A 14,991-nucleotide genomic window follows, 5' to 3' on the forward strand; every position below is an offset into this window, starting at 1 on the left:
CCAAAATGCGCTTATCAGCACCGTGGCTGGGCAAGGTTTCGCCTGCCATCCGTTTGGCTTCTTCGGCGTAGAACTCGACAAACGACGCGCCGTAAGCGACTTCGCCGCGCGACTCGGCAATCGGTTTGCCCTGTTCCAGCGTCATCAGTCGGGCGAGCGCTTCTTGGTGATCCATAATGGCATCGAACCAAGCGCGTAACAGGTTGGCGCGCGCTTTGGCCGTGTGTTGACGCCACGCGGGCCAGGCGGCTTCGGCGGCGGCGACCGCCTCCAGGGTTTCCTCCGCACCAAGGTCAGGCACTTCAGCGAGCGTTTCACCGTTTTCAGGGTTGGTGACAGCAAAGCGCGTTCCACTACTACGCCACTCACCGCCGATAAAAGCGTCGGAAATAAGGACATCAGGAAGTTGATACATATAATTTTTACTCATGCTTTCGAGATTAGGGCATAAAAGATAAATCGGTATACATTAACGTTAGCTTTCAGGCCCCATAAGGTGCTTAACCTGAAGGTATTCTGCCATCCCCCAGGGACCCAGCTCACGGCCAATACCACTAATCCCAAAGCCGCCCCAACTGGCTTCTGGCAGGACGAGCTGTTCGGTGTTGTACCAGACGCTACCCGCACGCAGCCGTTGACCAACGCGACGGGCACGCTCGACATCCCCGGCGATTACCGTGGCCGCCAGGCCGAATGGGCTGGCGTTAGCCAGCTCGACGGCTTGCTCATCGTTACTCACACTGCGCCCACATAGCACAGGGCCGAAAATCTCTTCCTGCCATAATGGGCTTTCGACAGGTACGTCGCGAAATAACGTCGGGGCCACAAACTCACCCTGCTCGGGCAGCTGACGGTGATCGCTATCGCGCACCGCCACCAGTGCGTCTTTTCGGGCAAGCTCAAGATATTCCTCGACCACTTTCCGCTGCTTGGCGCTGGTCATTGGCCCCATGTCCGTATCCTCTGCCAGCGGATCCCCCAGCCGGATAGCATCCATTCTTTGACCTAGCGCGTCGTAAAGGGCATCGGCCAGCGAGTCATGCACGATAAGGCGCGAGGTTGCCGAACACACCTGCCCGGAATTAAAGAAGATACCGGCCATTACCCAATCGGCAGCCTGGTCAACGTCGGCATCACTGAGCACCAGAACGGGCGATTTGCCCCCCAGCTCCAGCGACACATTGCGGACACCCTGGGCGGCGGCATGCATTACCTTTTCCCCCACGGCGTTACTACCGGTGAAGGAAAGCTTATCGACATCAGGATGAGTCGTTAGTGGCGCTCCAACATGCTCGCCATCGCCATGCACCAGGTTAAAAACGCCCGGCGGCAGTTCCACTTCCTCGGCGATTTCAGCCAGCGCCTGCTCGGGTAGCGGCGTCACTTCCGAGGGTTTAAATACCACCGTACAGCCCGCTGCCAGAGCCGGTGCAATCTTCCAGGCACTGGTCACCAATGGAAAGTTCCAAGGAGAAATCAGCCCCACCACGCCCGCGGGGTCTTCGAATGTTTGAACCCGAACGCCCTCCATGCTGTGTGACACACTACGCCCTTGACCCGCTTCCAGCTCATGGGCCAATCCGGCGTAGTAGCGATAGCAAGCAATCGCATCGTCGAGATCAATGGCCGTCTCAGCAAGCGCCTTGCCGTTATTGCGTGATGAAAGGCGCATTAACGACTCACGACGTGCTGCTAGCGCATCAGCGAACGCCGACAAATACTCGCCTCGACGACCCCCGCCCAGCGCTTGCCACTCTGGCAAAGCACGCCGAGCAGCAGCCACCGCCGCCGCGACATCAGCCGGATCCCCGACCGTGACCTCAGCAATGACTTCCTGACGATAGGGATCAGTAACAGCCAGTCGCGCTTGGCCGTGACTTTCCACCCAACGGTTATAGATGAAGTGTTGTGTGAGTTGTTGCAAGAGAGGTTCCTCTCGATAGAAATCAATGGGAGTCGAGCAAGCGATGCGTCTCGGGCTGAACTGCTTCGTGCCAGGCGAAGGCATCGATCTCGACCAGAACCGGCCCGTTCAACGGTCTGTTGTTCAGCACAGACGCCAGCTCGTTCGGGGCTTTAACGCGCTTAGCCATACATCCGAAGCCAGCGGCCAGCATTTGAAAATCCGGGGCCTGAATATCCACCCCAAGACGACGCACACCGGCGCCGTCCATAAAGCGGCGAATTTCTTCATACCCCTGATTGTGCCAAAGCACCACGACCACAGGCAGTGACTCTTCTACCGCGCAGGCCAATTCAGAAAGCGTAAACATGATGCCGCCGTCACCCACCAGCGCTACGACCGGCAACTCAGCACGCCCTAAGCTTGCCCCCATGGCGGCGGGCAAGCCGTAGCCCAACGTGCCATAGCCGGTGGACGCATTGAAAAAACGCCTTGGCGCCGGTTGGGAAACGAGATGATTGGCGGCGTAGGTGGTCGCGCAGGAATCGCCCACCAAGATAGCGTCGGGTAAGCTTTCACCCAGCACCTCAAACAGCGGCACATAAGGGGCGAATGCTGGATCTTTCTCCACCTCAAGCGCCTGCCAGGCCGCTGTCACCCGCGCCTCACCATCCCGCTGTCGGGGCAACTCGACACAGCGTGCCGCCAGGGATTGAAGGGTTAGCCCGGCATCCGCCACTATTGCCAGTTCGGCAAACTGGTTGCGCGCCAGTTGCTCGGCGTCGATATCCACCCGGATCAGGCGCCCCGTAAGCGCAAAGCCATCGTCAAAGACCACATCGTAGTCGGTCTCGCCCAACTCGGTGCCAATGGCCAAGATTACGTCGGCCTCCCTCGCCAACTCGCGTACGGGCGGCAGGGAAACATTGGCGCCCAAATCGAGAGGATGATGGCGGCCCAACAGCCCTTTGGCATTGATGGTCGTGACCGTCGGGGCATCTAGCGCCTCCACCAGCGTGCGCGCCGCATCAGGCGCTGGTACACAGCCACCCCCCAGCAATACCAGTGGACGACTTGCCGCTGAAAGCCACTCCATTGCCGTATCCAGCGCCGTAGGGTCGGGGGCTGGCTTGGCCATCGCAGTGCGCTGCCAGTGAGCTGGCTCAGCGACCGGTGCATTGAACAGGTCAATCGGAATTTCAATATGCACGGGCCCCGGCCGAGCACTTTCGAACACGGCAAAGGCCCGGGCCAGTGCATCGGGAAGCCCGTCGGGCGTTGCCAGCGTGTAGCTGAAGCGCGATAGGCCTGCCGTCAGCTGTTGCTGGCTAGGTAGCTCGTGAAGACGACCCTGACCGCGACCCAAGGTATCGCGGCGATTGACGCTGGAAATCACCAGCATGGGGATGGAGTCAGCCAATGCTTGCCCCATGGCCGTGGCAATATTGGTCATGCCGGGGCCGGTAATAATGAAACAGACGCCCGGCTGCCCGGTCGCCCGGGCATAACCGTCGGCCATAAACCCCGCGCCCTGTTCGTGGCGCGGTGTAATATGGCGGATCCCGCCTGAATCGCCTCCATCAAGCCCCCGGTAAAGCTCTACGGTATGCACACCGGGGATGCCGAAGACGGTATCTACCCCATAGGTATCGCGCAGCAAGCGAATAAGCAGTTCTGCACAGGTCATCGTTGCGTTTTTCATCCTACTAACCAGTGAGCCATGACCACGATGATCGGCAACGTGATGGCGGTGCGGATCAAGAAGATAACGACCAGCTCCCAAAGTTTCAGCGGAATCTTCGACTTGAGCAGCAACGCGCCTATTTCAGACATGTAAACCAATTGGGTCAGCGATAGGCAGGCGATGACAAAACGCGTCAGCTCGCTTTCGATATTGCTGGCTAACACGGCTGGCAGGAACATATCGGCAAAGCCGACCAGGGTGGCGGGTGCTGCAGCCTCAGCTTCAGGCAGCCCCATCCATTCCAGCACGGGCACCATGGGCATCGACAACCACGTAAAGATGGGGGTGAACTCTGCCAGGATAAGTGCCACGGTGCCGATGGCGATAACCAGCGGCAACAGGCCGAAGAAAATATCCGCAACGTTGTACAGCGCAATGCGCACTAACTGACGAGGGCCCGGTGCCTTTTCGGCACGCGCCACTGCCATTCCCAAGCTATAGCGTAATAGGCCTTGTTTACCGGTACGTTCTTCCTGCAATTGACAGCCGACCGGCGGGTAGTAGCTATTCGACTTGAGTGATAACGGCGGTAACCGAGGCACGATCACTGCTGCGACAAGCCCTGCCACAACGACCGTGAGGTAGAAAGGCACGAAGAGGTGATTGATACCGATGAAGCTGGTCACCAGGATCGCAAACGCAATCGACACGATGGAGAAATTGGTCGCGATGGATGCCGCTTCGCGGCAGTTGTAAAAGCCCTTTTCATACTGCTGAGTCGTGATCAGCACTCCGACAGTACCTGAGCCCATCCAGGACGCCGTGGCATCAATAGCACTGCGTCCCGGTAAGCCAAAAATCCACCTAAAGGGCGTGCGCAAAAGGCTCCCAATAAACTCCATAAAGCCGAAGTCGACCAAAAAGGGCAACAAAATGGCAGCGAAGAAGAAAAAGGTCAGCAACACAGGTGCCAGATCGTTGAGCATCACTCCGCCTGTGTAGGAAGCGATGGCAAATTCAGGGCCAAACTGGAAGTAGGTCATCAGCGCGAAAATCGCCCCGAGCCCACGCATGGTGACCCACACTGGCGCCACATCGAAAAGCTCCCCCAGCGCGCTATCCTGCGCCCAATGCGGCTTGGTGACCTTCACATAGGCCGTTATCACCAGCGACAGGCACAGCACAGCGGTGGCAATCGCTGGCAGCGCATCGCCTAAAAGCGTCTGAAGACTATCAGCGGCTAGCCCCATGCCAATATTGATGGTGTCATCAAAAGAGAACGGCACCAGAAACAGTAAGACGCCGATGATTGACGGCACGAGAAACTTGATCAGGCCGTGACGCGAGAGCGGAGCCCCTTCATTCGCGATATCATCAGAGCTATCAAGGGAAGAAGGCATTGGTTACCTCGGAATAAGTTGTCATTGTCATGGAGATAGTGATCGACCACGTTCGAAACCGATATGCTTGGCACTCGATACGTGGTAATTAGTCGCGACGCATAACGCCCGGCAAAATGCACAGCATTTCATAGAGCAAGGTGGCGCCTACAAGGGCAGTATTGCCGCTCTGGTCGTAGGGTGGCGAAACTTCAACCAGATCGCCGCCGACAATATTGAGCCCCGCTGCGCCACGAAGAATCTCAAGACCCTGCTGCGCGGTTAGGCCGCCCATTTCTACGGTGCCAGTGCCTGGAGCAACGGAGGGGTCCAGCGCATCAATATCAAAAGAGATGTAAACGGGCCTATCGCCCATCTGTTCACGCACTTCTGCCATCAGGGGGGCGAGCGACTGGTACCAACACTGCTCGGCCTGAACGACACGAAAGCCCTGGTCACGACACCAGTCGAAATCTTCTGCCGCATAGCCAGTACCCCGGAGTCCAATCTGAACCACGCGTTGACTATCCAGTAGACCCTCTTCCTGTGCGCGTCGGAACGGGCAACCATGCGCCACTTCCTCACCGAACATCGTGTCGTTGATATCGGCATGGGCATCAATATGAATCAAGCCAACCGGGCCATGCTTGTTGGCAATAGCGCGTAGCACTGGCCAGGTCAGGGTGTGCTCACCCCCCAGTGTTAACGGTACGCAATCGTGCGCCAATACTTGATCGTAGAAGCCGGAGATGATGTCCAGGTTCTTGGGCAGGTTGAAGGTATTGATCGGCACGTCGCCGATGTCGGCAACCTGAAGGCTATCGAAGGGGGCGGCACGCGTGGCCATGTTGTAGGGACGCAACATCCGTGACTCATCACGAATCTGTCGCGGTCCCAGACGCGTGCCAGGGCGATTAGACGTGCCAATATCCATCGGGATACCAATGAAAGCAGCATCTAGCCCCTTGGCGCCTTCTTGAGTCGGCAAGCGCATCATCGTGGCAGGACCACCAAATCTGGGCATGTCATTGCCACCCAGTGGCTGGTTGAAGCGAGTCATGAACAGCTCCTATTGTTGTCAGGCGTCCTGCCGTGTTCGACAGGACTCCCTGACCTATTGCAGGAATCATGCCAAGCCGTAGAATGCGCAATTCAGGGGAAAATGATTCATTAATGGATCGTTTAGCGGCTCTATTTGATACAATAGTGAATCGTCGATACAAAAATGGATCACTGAGTTACCCATGAGCACCATTGATCACCTCGTTCTAGGTACTATCATCGATACCGCCCATGATCACTTTTTTGTGGTCACAGCCGACGGAACGATTGACTATGTAAGCCCCAGCGCAGCGGCGGTCTACGGCATCTCTTGCGAGGAGCTGCGCGCTAGCAATGTGCAACGTCTCGAAGTCGACGGGGTATTGAATCCCTCCATTAGCATGGAAGTGATGCGCACCGGGCAGCCAGCGCAACTCATCCAGCGAACCGCCACCGGGCGCCGCGTTATTGCTCAAGCTCACCCGGTCTTCGAGAATGGAAAACTGGTGGCCGTGGTCAGTCGCTCAATGGACCTCACTGATCTGCAGCTGTTGCAGCAGGAATACGCGTTTCTTCAACAACGTTTTAGCGAACACCTAAAGCGCAGTCAGGAACATGAGCAGGGAGATTTGTCGCTAGAGAGCGAGCTAAGCGAACTACAAATAAAAAGCCCCTTGATGCGTGAGATAGCCTTGCTGCTCAAGCGCGTCGCCCCCACCGATGCAACGGTGATGATGCTGGGCGAGTCTGGCGTCGGAAAGACCGCTTTCGCACGACAACTTCACCACTGGAGCGCCAGAAACGCGGGAGCCTTTGTCGATGTCAATTGCGCTGCCATACCTGAAAGCCTGTTCGAGGCCGAGATGTTCGGTTATCGATCTGGCGCATTCAGCGGTGCCGCCCCCGGCGGGCGCGTTGGTCTCATTGAGCAGGCAGCAGGCGGTACACTATTTCTTGATGAGATTGGCGAGCTCCCGCTGGCCATGCAAACCAAACTGCTGAAGGCCATTCAGGATGGGCGTATTGCACGCCTGGGTGAAAACCTGTCACGACAGGTTGATTTTCGCTTGGTCGTTGCCACCAATCGCAACCTCATGAAACGGGTTGAAGAAGGGACCTTTCGCCTTGATCTGTACTACCGGCTGAATGTGATTCCCGTCACGTTACCTCCTCTTCGTGAGCGTCGCGAGGACATCCCCGAACTGGTGAACCGCCAACTTGAAAGGCTGAACCGCCGGTATGGCCAGGAAAAGCTTCTCGCTCGCACGGTATGGCGGCCGCTAATGCGCCACGAGTGGCCAGGTAATGTGCGGGAATTGGAGAACTGGCTCGAACGGGCTTGGTTATCTTGCAATGACGTCATTCACGCCGACGTCCCCGGTTTGACTCACGCCGGTACAGCAGAGCCGCAAGCGCCTAACCATGCCGAGCACCCATCGAAGGCGACTGACGTGTCGACAATCGGCGTGGGTGAAGGTCTCAAGGATGCAACCAATCGCATAGAACGCAGCATTCTTGCTGAATTATGCGAGGCATTACCCTCTACCTATGCCATCGCGAAGCGGTTGGATATTAGTCAACCTAGCGTTGTAAGAAAGCTCAAACACCATCAGTTACGGGTTAAAAACACCACTTAAAACGTTTTGATCTGCTTGCCGCTATTCCATGCGGCTCACCGCATCCGCCATGGCCTGCATGATCTAAAGCTGGGCAGAGAGCGCCTGAATAAGGTCGCCACCTATGGTAGCGCCGCCCTGCTCAGCGCCCTGACCCTTGTCGGATTCGCTATCGGCATCCTGTAGCCATTCACTCTCCCAGCCTACGGACCTAAAACCCAACAGGCTAATCGCTCTTTGTGGTGATCAACAACTGCCCAACTGGTGCGTAGCGACTCATCTCGGTTGCTCTACACGCGGTATTTGCGTTTCATAAATGAAGGATAACCGTATCAATGTTGGGATTCCTGCAGGGATTTTCCTATGGCCTCTTCATGACCTGCCTGCCCTGGCTACTGGTCGGCCTCTACAATCCCGCCCTCGCGCTTCCGGCCGCGTCTCCGGGACGGCTGCAGGTCATCGCTCGCTATTGCTTAGTGGTTCCCTTCATCAGCATGCTGCTGTGGCTAACCTCGTTATGGGGTGGTTTCAGCCCCAGCCTGCTTGGCTGGCTAGCTGGCATCGTCGCGATTCCCGTGGCGCTGCCTGTCGAGCGCACACTGCGTGGCTGGCTAGCCCGCCGCCGTGAACGTCGCCAAAATGCCCAAAGAGACGCCGAGGCACGTAAACGCCGTGCTCAGGAGGAGCGCAACGCTCATGAAGCGGGGGTTTTGGTGCTTGACCCAACAAGGCCGCCCGAGGGCGCCAATGACCTTGTGTTAGCCATATGCCGAGCCAAGCAGCGCCTGTTGGCGGTTAACCGCCCTGACCTAGCCACCCTCGCTGACCGCCTTTATAGCCGTTATCGTCATGTCATGGACGTGCTAAGTAGCCGATTTCACACTGGCGAGCTGGCCTTTGAGCGCTCGCAAGGCTTAGTCACTCAGGTCTGTTTCGGCGCGGTGGATACGCTAACGACCATGGCGTCCCAGGCGCGAGGAGTGGTGAGTGTGGACGGCAACTACGTGCGAGATCGTTTGGCCCGAGAGAGCAAGCGATTGAACGATGAGGAGCGAGCCGCCCTGATGCGGCGCCTGGATTTGCTAGTGGAGACCGAAAACCGGCTAAATGAACTCTCTGCCCGCATCGAATCCGCCCTTACCGTGCTCGACGATACCGCTGTTTCCATGGCACGCATCGAGACGGCCCGCCCACAGGCGTCTGTTACCACCGAGAAGGCATTGGAGGACCTGCGCCGCTTCGTCGAAGGCGCGGATCGTTATGCGCGCAAAGATTAATCCGGCTCTAATACACTTTGGAGATATCCATGGCTCAGCCATCCGATGACAAACATCGCCTTTCCCTACCGCCGGTGGACGAGATCGCCAGCCAGCTAGGGGCTAACCAGGCCGATTCGACCGACCCTGATGACCGTGACAGCGACCCTGAGCTTGAGGCAATAGCCGACCGCTTCGTCGAAGATATCCTTGCCGAGGGTAACGAGGCGTCGGTGGTTCGCCAGCGCCGGGCCGTGGACGAGATGGGGCTTGAATTGCAGCAGCAGGCCGCCCATCGCAGTGCCATGCTACAGACGCCGCTGCGCCAGTTGGCTCACCAGGGCGACGAAGGCGGGCCGGTGGCCAAGGCGCTGACCGACCTTCGCGGGCGCATGGAAGGGCTCGACCCTGCTCGCCATCGTTTAGCGCCGAATGCCTTAGACCGAATCCTGACGATCATTCCCGGCCTCGACAGCCGCCTGCAGCGCTACTTCCGTAAGTTCGAGAATGCCCAACAGGCTCTAGACGCAATCATCGAGGATTTGGAGAGCGGTCGCGACATGCTCCACCGTGACAACCTCACCCTCAGCGATGACCAGCAGGCTTTACATAAAATCCTGGGCGAGTTGAACCGCCAAATTACGTTAGGCCGTTTGATTGATCGCCGCTTACAAGACGAGATCGCCGCGCGCGATGGCGATGACCCGCGGCGTCATTTCCTTGAGGAAGAGCTTCTCTTTCCCCTACGTCAGCGCATCGTCGACCTCCAGCAGCAACTGGCGGTAAGTCAGCAAGGCGTGCTGGCACTAGAGGTTATCATCCGTAACAATCGGGAATTGATGCGCGGGGTGGACAGGGCCATTAATGTCACCGTCTCGGCCCTTACTGTCGCGGTCACCGTGGCCATGGCGATGGGCAATCAACGCCTGGTGCTAGATCGCATCGAAGCGCTCAACTCCACCACATCACAGATGATTGGCGGTACCGCAAAAACGCTACGCCAGCAAGGCGTAGACATCCAGAAACGGGCATCTTCGGCGATGCTCGACATGCAAATGCTTGAGGAAGCCTTCGGCGAGGTGATGGGCGCCATTGATGATCTCTCGACTTACCGTCAAGAAGCCCTGCCCCAACTGGATGAGCAGATCGACCGCTTGGCAACCTTGTCTAAACAGGGGAGCGCGTCTATTGATCACCTCCAAGAAGGCAGCGAGTCACCACCATAAAACCAGAAGTATATGTTGGCTTCACATTGAACAGTGCAGCTTACTCAACATTAGACAAAACTTAAGGACTTAGTATGCATAAGAAAACGACAGCATTTCCTATTATTCACGCTACGCTGGCATCGCTGCTGATGGCGGTAGCAATGCCCGTGCTAGCGCATGAAGACATCATAAACACCTTACCTGGAGACGGGGCCACCTTACAGAATTCCCCTGAGAAGATTGGCGTCGAGTTCGATGGCGTGATGCGTATTACCCAGTTTGAGGTGACAGGCCCTGACGGTTCGGTTCGCCTTGATAATCAGTCGGGCAGTGAACTCAGCGAGCGCTACTTCGTAAAGCCGGAAGAAGCACTTTCATCGGGTGACTACCAGGTGAACTGGCGTGGCCTGTCAGATGACGGACACATGATGTCCGACGGTTTCACCTTCTCGATCGAGCCCTAAGCCGTGGCTTGGTGGTCAGCCATAAGTGGCCTTGAGACCTGGACCATGGCAATGATTCTGGCTGCGGCCGGATTCTACCTCAGTGCCTTGGTCGCATCGGGGGCCGTGCTGTTTCGCTTGGCCTTCCCACTGCTCCCTGATCGTGAGCGAAGACGTGTCGCCCGCATGGGTGTCCTCGCTGCCTGGGTGGGCATCATTCTTGTTCTGCTTCAGTGGCCGTTGCAAGCAGGGTACCTTGGCGGCGGCAATGTAGCTGCCGCGACCGACCCAGTACTGCTCAACATCGTGTTCGAGAGCTCGCCGGGGACTCGCTTGATCTTATCTGTGACTGGCTTGCTGCTGGTCCAGGCAATTCAGCTCAATGGCTTAGCTCTTAGCAAGGGCCTAAGCCTCGCGGGCATGCTGCTGGTGATGCTGGCATTCACTCAGGTGGGGCATACCGTGAACGCCCCACGCGCCGTGTTGGGGGGCTTACTAATTCTGCACTTGATAGCGGCGGCATTCTGGGTGGCCTCGCTTTGGCCGCTGTTCCGCCTAGTGGGAAGGCATCACGACCGAGCCTATACCGGCCGCATCCTGACCCGCTTCGGGCAGATCGCGAAGGGTGGAGTTGGCTTGTTGGTACTGGCGGGCGTCGCGTTGGCCACGCTGATAACGGGCGGTCTCACGCCACTACTCACTACGGCCTATGGGCAGTTGTTGATCGGTAAGGTACTGATCGTCGGGGCACTGATGTTGTTTGCTGCCGCTAACAAGTGGCGATTGGTACCGGCCTTTGAGCGCGGCGAAGCAACCGCCCCGCGCCGTTTACAGCACAGTATTGCGTTGGAGATGGTGCTGGTCGCGATTATCTTGCTGATCACGGCGATTTTGACAACGGCGACATCACCGAACGGGTGAGTGTGGTACCTCTATTTGGACAATAGTTCGGACAGTTTCATAACGCAATAGCGCCGTAGTGACACATCTCCTCAAAGTCGGGCCGGGATAACTACTTGATCAACTGCACCAACCCATGCCGCACGTACCACACCTGCTCGGCCTGGGCGGTGGTGTCTTGGGTGAACCAGCCATTGAGGTCACGCAGGCGGCGCTGCTCGGGTTGCATGGGCACAATACCCCGGCCAACTTCATTGGCAATAATCATCAACGGCGCCTTTAGTTCGTCAGCACGCTGGCAGAGCCGTGTCATATCGCCCTGCCACTGTTGGCGCAGGGCATCGTTTTCCGCGTTTGCTAAAGTGGCTTCGAGCCACTCAAGCACGCCGGTTATCACCAGCGGGGTGTCGGCGACGAACGTTTGCAGGCACGCAGCCAGCCGCTGACCCGGTGCTAGCCGATGCCATACGGCGTCGGGAAAGCGAGCCGTTACGGCGTCGCGTTTTCCTGCGCAGGCACCGCCGATGAAGAGCTGCATTGCCAATCTCCTTTGCCATTCGCATCGGTATGATAAATGAGCGTCCAGCGCCGACCTTGGGCCTGGCTCACTGAACCGTCCCAGAAGTGAAGGGTTTCAAAACGGCGGCGCAGCTCGCGAATCACGCCGCCGTGGGTAACGGTTAGGATCTTACCGTGGCTGCCCTGCCGGGCATTGACGGCCACATCCTGCAGCCAGGCTTCCAGGCGCGCGCGCAGTTGAGCCGCCGATTCGCCGCCGGGGATTTGCAGCTCGCCGACGCTGTCGATCCAGGCGCGGTAGTGGGGCAAATCTTTTAGCTCGTCGTAGACCTTGCCTTCGTACTCGCCAAAATCGAGTTCGCGCAGACGCGGCTCAAGCGCAACCGGCACGCCCTCTTTCGCCGCCTGAATCCACTCAAGCGTCTGTTGGCAGCGGTTTAAGTCGCTTGAGTAGATGGCATCAAAACGCTCATCCACCACTGCGTCGCGCAGGGCAATCAGTCCCTCTTCCGCCTCAGGAAACAGCAGTCCAATATCGCGCTGGCCCTGATAACGGCGCGCTAGATTCCAGGCGGTGATACCGTGGCGAACTGCCACCAACTCCACACTAAGATCAGTAGCCAAAGCTCTCCTCCTTCGATGGTGGCACCGACCATGTCACCGTTGATGCCGTTAAACAGGCGCAGCATAAGCCAGCGCATCAGTCCCACAAAAACGCAGACCGCAAGCAGCATCACCACTAGCGTGGGTGCCAGCAGGGCTATCACCGCGATCGGTACCAGCGCCAGCGCTACATCCTGGCCGCTGAGCGACTGCTGCCAGCTCCAGGCCAGGCCCTTCGGCTGGGCGCAGGGGGTCAGCGCCAGCAAGGCCACACCCGCCCAACGCCCGAGCGCGGGCACCACCAGCAGCCACCAGAGCGGCGCTTGATAGGTGAGCAATGCCCACAGCAGCACGCCCTTCCAGGCAAGCAGAAACACCAGCGCCAGCATGCCGAAACTGCCGATTTGCGGGTCTTTCATGATCTCCCAGCGGCGCGTCAGCGGCTGATTGCTGCCCAGCGCATCGGCGATATCCATGACGCCATCCAGATGCAAGCCACCGGAAAGCGCAACCCAAAGGCTAAGCAGCGCCAGCGCGGTGATCGGCGTGGGCACGTTTTGCATGGCGAATGCCAACAGCACCAACACGCTGCCGATGAGCAAGCCGACCAAGGGGTAGGCACGCACCGCCCAGCGCCGGGTTGCAGGCGTCCAGGGACAAGCGACAGGAATCGGGATTCGGGTCAAAAACTGTAGCGCGAGCAAGAGACCGAACAGAATATTTTTCACCGCACCTTCATTCACAGCGCCCTCTTTCACCACATCTCTTTTCACAGAACCTTCCCGTCGTTTTTCCATTCGATGGCACAGCCTGCGACCACTTCCAGCACCGAGTCCGCCTCTGCCGCTAGCCAGCGGTGGGTACGCTGAAGAAAGGCCAGGTAGCGCCAGGTTTCGGCATCAACGGGCGGTAGCGTTTCGTTGATATCGTTAGAGACAACCACTAGATGCACGTTGCGCGCCCGGGCACCAGCAAGGGTATTGGCCAACAGCGCCAGGCCCTCGTCTTCGCTAAGCTCACTGGCATACAGCACCTGGCTGGCCCAGAGGGTCAAGCAATCCAGCAGCACGGCACCGCCTTCTGGCACGCTGGCAATCGCTTGATCAATGGCCAGCGGCGCTTCCAACGTTAGCCACTGCACGCCCCTGGATTGCCGATGGCGAGCAACACGCGCCGCCATCTCGTCGTCGTACACGTCTGCGGTGGCCAAATAGTAACAGGGTGAATTGGCCGCCGCGCCAAGCACCCGCTGCTCGGCGATATCGCTTTTACCGGAACGCGCCCCGCCGCTAACGAAGACAATCATGCCGTACCTTCATGCAGTACCTTCATGCAGTACCCTTCTCAATACATTCAAAAACCGCTGATTGTCAGACTTGTCGCGCAGCGCTACGCGTAGCCAATCGCCATCAAGCCCGGCAAAATTATGGGTATGGCGCACCAATATGCCTTGGTGCAGCAGCCGCTCAAATAACCCATCGCTGGAGAGGCCTGCAGCACGCTGCTCGGCGCCAGGGCGGATAAGGAAAAAGCAGGCCTGGCTGGGCACAACGTCCACCCCCAACTCGGTAAGCGCTTGGCTCATACGTGGTCGCTCGCTGGCCAACCAACGCTGGGTGCGCCGGGTAAAGGCATCATCCGCCAGTAGCGGCGCCACCAGCTCAGCCGCCAAGTGATTCACGCTCCAAGGCGGCTGGTGGCTCTGTGCCGCTTGAATCGTGGCCGCGTCTGCCAGCATGTAGCCTAACCGTAGCCCTGGCAGGGTATAAAACTTGGTCATTGAACGCAGCAGAATCAGATGCGGGTAGCGATCCAGCAGCGGTACCAGCGACACCGCATCATGCGTATCGCCGACCATATCCACAAAGGCCTCATCCACCACCACCCGGCAGCCCGTCCAAGCCGTGACATCCAGAAGTCTCTCCATGGCCGAGGTATCGATGAGCGTTGCCGTAGGGTTATTGGGCCGACACAGAAACAGCACATCGATATCGATGAGCGCTGCCAACAGCGCATCAAGATTCAGCGTAAAGTGCGGCGCGGGCAGTGCAATCTCAGCGACTGACAGCCGGTGGGCGACACAAGCGCGAGCATACTCGCCAAAGCTTGGCGTTATAATCGCCGCCCGCTGCCAAGCGTGTAGCGCGGCGGTAAGAAAAATCGCCTCCGCGCCGCCATTGGTCAGCAGCACCTGTTCAGGCTGAAGTTGGTGATGGCTGGCGATGGCGTGACGGGCAGCGGAATAATCCGGCGCTGGATAGTGCTCAAGGCCGGCCAACTGTTGCATTAAACAGTCGCGTACCCAGGCGGGTGGCCCCAAGGGATTCAAATTGGCGCTAAAATCGTACAGCCGATGTCCTAACGGCAAGCCGAAGTGCGCTAATAACGCCTCGGACTGGCCACCGTGGCTGGGCCATTCAGGTGTACTCATAGAAGCCT

At 58.1% G+C, this 14,991-nt stretch carries 16 protein-coding genes; 6 read left to right on the forward strand and 10 right to left on the reverse strand.

Annotated features, from left to right (window positions below):
* The 5 genes from M8006_RS13485 to speB all read right to left on the reverse strand — a co-directional run.
* On the reverse strand, positions 1-415 hold a 415-nt coding region (locus M8006_RS13485), incomplete at its 3' end, for an aldehyde dehydrogenase family protein (protein WP_250083069.1).
* A gap of 60 nt (positions 416-475) precedes the next feature.
* Positions 476-1,924 carry an aldehyde dehydrogenase family protein gene (locus M8006_RS13490; protein ID WP_250083071.1) on the reverse strand — a complete coding sequence of 483 codons (1,449 nt, stop codon included), beginning with the start codon at positions 1,922-1,924 and terminating at the stop codon, positions 476-478.
* Between the two features lie 22 nt (positions 1,925-1,946).
* Positions 1,947-3,605 (reverse strand): 5-guanidino-2-oxopentanoate decarboxylase, encoded by a 1,659-nt coding sequence (locus M8006_RS13495; protein WP_250083073.1) that lies wholly within the window; start codon positions 3,603-3,605, stop codon positions 1,947-1,949.
* Positions 3,602-4,987, reverse strand: coding sequence for a YjiH family protein (locus M8006_RS13500; protein ID WP_250083075.1), 1,386 nt, complete (start codon positions 4,985-4,987; stop codon positions 3,602-3,604). Before M8006_RS13500 ends, M8006_RS13495 begins: the two co-directional genes overlap by 4 nt.
* Before the next feature lie 88 nt (positions 4,988-5,075).
* A complete protein-coding gene (gene speB, locus M8006_RS13505; protein WP_250083077.1) occupies positions 5,076-6,026 on the reverse strand; it encodes an agmatinase in 951 nt (316 codons plus the stop codon).
* A 184-nt stretch (positions 6,027-6,210) separates the two neighbouring features.
* On the opposite strand from speB, the gene M8006_RS13510 reads away from it, so the two are divergent.
* The 6 genes from M8006_RS13510 (at position 6,211) to M8006_RS13535 (ending at position 11,451) form a co-directional block, all read left to right on the forward strand.
* Positions 6,211-7,644 (forward strand): sigma-54 interaction domain-containing protein, encoded by a 1,434-nt coding sequence (locus M8006_RS13510; RefSeq protein WP_250083078.1) that lies wholly within the window; start codon positions 6,211-6,213, stop codon positions 7,642-7,644.
* A gap of 15 nt (positions 7,645-7,659) precedes the next feature.
* Positions 7,660-7,809 carry a succinate dehydrogenase/fumarate reductase transmembrane subunit gene (locus M8006_RS13515; protein WP_250083080.1) on the forward strand — a complete coding sequence of 50 codons (150 nt, stop codon included), beginning with the start codon at positions 7,660-7,662 and terminating at the stop codon, positions 7,807-7,809.
* A 149-nt stretch (positions 7,810-7,958) separates the two neighbouring features.
* Positions 7,959-8,900, forward strand: a complete 942-nt coding sequence (locus tag M8006_RS13520) for a cobyrinic acid a,c-diamide synthase (protein ID WP_250083083.1) — start codon at positions 7,959-7,961, stop codon at positions 8,898-8,900.
* A 29-nt stretch (positions 8,901-8,929) separates the two neighbouring features.
* On the forward strand, positions 8,930-10,105 hold the full coding sequence (locus M8006_RS13525) for a toxic anion resistance protein (protein WP_250083086.1): 1,176 nt from the start codon (positions 8,930-8,932) through the stop codon (positions 10,103-10,105).
* A gap of 74 nt (positions 10,106-10,179) precedes the next feature.
* Positions 10,180-10,551 carry a copper resistance CopC family protein gene (locus M8006_RS13530; RefSeq protein ID WP_250083088.1) on the forward strand — a complete coding sequence of 124 codons (372 nt, stop codon included), beginning with the start codon at positions 10,180-10,182 and terminating at the stop codon, positions 10,549-10,551.
* 45 nt (positions 10,552-10,596) lie between these two features.
* Complete coding sequence (locus tag M8006_RS13535) at positions 10,597-11,451, forward strand: CopD family protein (protein WP_250083089.1); 855 nt, start codon at positions 10,597-10,599, stop codon at positions 11,449-11,451.
* 91 nt (positions 11,452-11,542) lie between these two features.
* On the opposite strand, the gene M8006_RS13540 is transcribed toward M8006_RS13535, so the two are convergent.
* From M8006_RS13540 to cobD, 5 genes are read right to left on the reverse strand one after another with little or no spacing between them, the layout of a single operon-like run.
* Positions 11,543-11,968 carry a bifunctional adenosylcobinamide kinase/adenosylcobinamide-phosphate guanylyltransferase gene (locus M8006_RS13540; RefSeq protein ID WP_250083092.1) on the reverse strand — a complete coding sequence of 142 codons (426 nt, stop codon included), beginning with the start codon at positions 11,966-11,968 and terminating at the stop codon, positions 11,543-11,545.
* The gene (locus M8006_RS13545; protein ID WP_250083095.1) at positions 11,920-12,573 is read right to left on the reverse strand and encodes a histidine phosphatase family protein; all 654 of its coding nucleotides are present in this window, start codon (positions 12,571-12,573) and stop codon (positions 11,920-11,922) included. Before M8006_RS13545 ends, M8006_RS13540 begins: the two co-directional genes overlap by 49 nt.
* On the reverse strand, positions 12,510-13,280 hold the full coding sequence (gene cobS / locus M8006_RS13550) for an adenosylcobinamide-GDP ribazoletransferase (protein WP_250083154.1): 771 nt from the start codon (positions 13,278-13,280) through the stop codon (positions 12,510-12,512). The genes M8006_RS13545 and cobS overlap by 64 nt, the downstream gene beginning before the upstream one ends.
* Positions 13,281-13,321: 41 nt before the next feature.
* On the reverse strand, positions 13,322-13,858 hold the full coding sequence (locus tag M8006_RS13555) for a bifunctional adenosylcobinamide kinase/adenosylcobinamide-phosphate guanylyltransferase (protein ID WP_250083097.1): 537 nt from the start codon (positions 13,856-13,858) through the stop codon (positions 13,322-13,324).
* A 9-nt stretch (positions 13,859-13,867) separates the two neighbouring features.
* Positions 13,868-14,983, reverse strand: a complete 1,116-nt coding sequence (cobD, locus tag M8006_RS13560; RefSeq protein WP_250083099.1) for a threonine-phosphate decarboxylase CobD — start codon at positions 14,981-14,983, stop codon at positions 13,868-13,870.
* Between the last annotated feature and the right edge of the window lie 8 nt (positions 14,984-14,991).

This window comes from Halomonas llamarensis, assembly GCF_023555005.1.
In the GTDB taxonomy this organism is placed as follows: domain Bacteria; phylum Pseudomonadota; class Gammaproteobacteria; order Pseudomonadales; family Halomonadaceae; genus Vreelandella; species Vreelandella llamarensis.